This window comes from Streptomyces otsuchiensis, from assembly GCF_004305975.1.
In the GTDB taxonomy this organism is placed as follows: Bacteria; Actinomycetota; Actinomycetes; order Streptomycetales; family Streptomycetaceae; genus Streptomyces; species Streptomyces otsuchiensis.
Genome location: NZ_BHZI01000448.1, coordinates 1 through 2,615 on the forward strand (window position 1 = coordinate 1; position 2,615 = coordinate 2,615).

Genomic DNA, 2,615 nt, shown 5'->3' on the forward strand with positions numbered 1-2,615 from the left:
GCCCTCGGCGCGCCCGGCCCACCCGGCACCACCCGCGCCCCCGAACCCTGACCAGTGGAGACCAGTCGTGTTCGAAGAGATCAGCTTCGCGAACTCCGACCGCGAGGAGATGGAGGACGAGGCGAGAGAGCTGTTCAACCATGTCCGACAGCTCGGGGTGCGCCTCGACGACATCGACGTCATCGACCCGTGCGCCGGCTGCCGCCGGCAGGGCTACAAGGTGCACCTCGGTGCTCTGCCCGCCGACGACGTGCGCGCCCTGAACATCGCGCTGCGGGCGCTGCGGGTCTCCGCAGGCCCGGCCGAGAGGAGCCGGCCGTGAGCGAGGCGCCACGACCACGGACACCAGGCCCCCGCGTCCGGGCTTCCACCGCGCGGGTGACGGCCGACCGGATCAGGATCGGCGACTTTCTCACGCTGGGCGGCGAGCACATGTCGGTGACGTTCGCGGAACACCGGGGCGGCCTGGTGCGGCTCGAACTGGACGCCTCGGCGCGGCTGACCCTGGCGCCCACCACCGCCCTCGCCGTCACCCGCCCAGTCACCCGTACTGCCGACCGTCCTGCCACCCGCGCCGTCCGGCGGCACTGAGCACACGGCCGGGACGACGCCACCCGTAGCAGCGCGAAGGCCCGGCCGGGTTTCCCCGGCCGGGCCTTCGTGGTGCTCGCGTGGCACCGTTGTGGAGCGTAGGAGAGTCGAACTCCTGACATCTGCCATGCAAAGACAGCGCTCTACCAACTGAGCTAACGCCCCATGCGCCCACCAGGGTACCCAATCTTCGCTCCGGTTTCCGACCGGGTATCGCCCGAGGCCCTTCCTCTCCGTAGGATGACGCGGACTTCGCGTACGTGAAGCCCCACAGGGGGACCAGGGGACGACAGGGGAGAAAGAGCTATGGAGACGGGGCAGCAGGAGGCCGCCGACCGGGCACGGGAGCAGCAGACCACCTGGTACGGCGAGCCGCTGGGCACGCTCTTTCGCCGGCTGATCACCGATCTCGGGCTCAACCAGGCGCGCCTGGCCATCGTCCTCGGCCTGTCGGCTCCCATGCTGTCTCAGCTCATGAGCGGCCAGCGCGCCAAGATCGGCAACCCGGCCGTGGTGCAGCGGGTGCGGGCGTTGCAGGATCTGGCGGCGGAGGTGCGTGCCGGGCAGGTCAGTGCCGCCGAGGCGACCTCGGCGATGGAGGAGATCCGGCGGAGCGCGGGGGGCAACGTGCTCAGTCCGAACTCGGCCGCGACCCGTTCCGGGCCGACCGGTGTGCCGGCCAATCCGACCAAGCGGGTGGTCCGGGAGATCCAGGCGCTGCTGCGGTCCGTGGCGGACGCCTCGGAGATCCAGAGCGCGTCGGCCACGCTGGCCGGGACCCACCCGGAGCTGGCCGAGTTCCTCCGGATCTACGGGGTGGCCCGGACACGCGACGCGGTGGAGCACTACGAACAGCACCAGGGCTGAGGGGCGGGCGGCGCGTCATGGGTGAGGTATTCGCGGGACGGTACGAGCTGATCGATCCGATCGGCCGGGGCGGTGTGGGTGCGGTGTGGCGGTCGTGGGACCGCCGGCGCGGGCGCTATGTGGCGGCCAAGGTCCTCCAGCAGTCCGACGCGCACACGCTGCTGCGGTTCGTGCGGGAACAGGCGCTGCGGATCGACCACCCGCACGTGCTGGCTCCGGCGAGCTGGGCGGCGGACGACGACAAGGTCCTGTTCACCATGGACCTGGTCAGCGGCGGTTCGCTGTCCCACCTCATCGGGGACTACGGTCCGCTGCCGCCACGGTTCGTGGTGACGCTGCTGGACCAGTTGCTCTCCGGACTGCAGGCGGTGCACGACGAGGGCGTGGTCCACCGGGACATCAAGCCGGCCAACATCCTGCTGGACGCGACCGGTCAGGGCCGTCCGCATCTGCGGCTGTCGGACTTCGGCATCTCGATGCGCAAGGGTGAACCGCGGCTCACCGAGACCAACTACGTGATGGGGACGCCTGGTTACTTCGCTCCGGAGCAAATGCGGGGCGCGGAACCGGACTTCCCGGCGGACCTGTACGCGGTGGGCCTGGTCGGGCTGTATCTGCTGACCGGTGCCAAGCCCGACTCCGTCGCGCTGGTCGACGCGTTCGAGAACGGCCGTCCGGACGCACCCGACGGCGTCCCGGAACCGCTGTGGGAGGTGCTGGGAGCGCTGCTCAACCCGGACCCGCAGAACCGGTTCCGCTCCGCCACCGGAGTGCGCCGCGCGCTGGCGCAGTCCGCCGAACTGCTCCCCGAGGACGCGGCGGAGCACGAACCGGTGGAGGTCTTCGACCAGATCGGCCCGCTGCCGGACGGCTTCGGACCGGACGGGCCGGAGCCCTCACCGCCCGTGGAGCAGCACGCCCAGCAGGCGACCGGCCGGACCGGCCCGACAGCGCCGCTGCCCTCGCCCTCGGAGACGGGCAGCTTCTACCTGCCTCCGCCCGCCGCTCCTCCCCAGCCGGCGACGGGCCCGCAGGCAACCGGCCCGACGTTGTACGAACAGCCCACCAGCGCGGCGCCGTTGACCGCACCCGGGAACGGGCCGGCCGCACCGCAGCCCGTCGCGCCGCCCGCGACGCCGCCTCCGGCGCCGGGGTAC

Annotated in this window: 4 protein-coding genes and 1 tRNA gene; 4 read left to right on the forward strand and 1 reads right to left on the reverse strand. The window is 71.9% G+C overall.

Annotation, left to right across the window (positions count from 1 at the left end; all coding sequences use genetic code 11):
* Window positions 1-67 precede the first annotated feature (67 nt).
* Together E0D90_RS24920 and E0D90_RS24925 are read left to right on the forward strand one after the other, a co-directional pair.
* A complete protein-coding gene (locus E0D90_RS24920; RefSeq protein ID WP_130800189.1) occupies window positions 68-322 on the forward strand; it encodes a hypothetical protein in 255 nt (84 codons plus the stop codon).
* A complete protein-coding gene (locus E0D90_RS24925) occupies window positions 319-591 on the forward strand; it encodes a hypothetical protein (RefSeq protein WP_130800190.1) in 273 nt (90 codons plus the stop codon). The genes E0D90_RS24920 and E0D90_RS24925 overlap by 4 nt, the downstream gene beginning before the upstream one ends.
* A gap of 92 nt (window positions 592-683) precedes the next feature.
* Here E0D90_RS24925 and E0D90_RS24930 read toward each other — a convergent pair.
* Window positions 684-756 (reverse strand) — tRNA-Ala (locus E0D90_RS24930).
* A 141-nt stretch (window positions 757-897) separates the two neighbouring features.
* Between E0D90_RS24930 and E0D90_RS24935 the strand changes: the two genes are divergently transcribed.
* Complete coding sequence (locus tag E0D90_RS24935) at window positions 898-1,458, forward strand: helix-turn-helix domain-containing protein (protein ID WP_130800191.1); 561 nt, start codon at window positions 898-900, stop codon at window positions 1,456-1,458.
* A gap of 17 nt (window positions 1,459-1,475) precedes the next feature.
* Window positions 1,476-2,615, forward strand: a 1,140-nt coding sequence (locus E0D90_RS24940) for a serine/threonine-protein kinase (RefSeq protein WP_130800192.1), incomplete at its 3' end; no start/stop codon positions are given.

Excerpts from the sequence above, each read along its gene's own strand:
- E0D90_RS24935 (WP_130800191.1), top strand. The coding sequence starts at position 898 with ATGGAGACGGGGCAGCAGGAGGCCGCCGACCGGGCACGGGAGCAGCAG.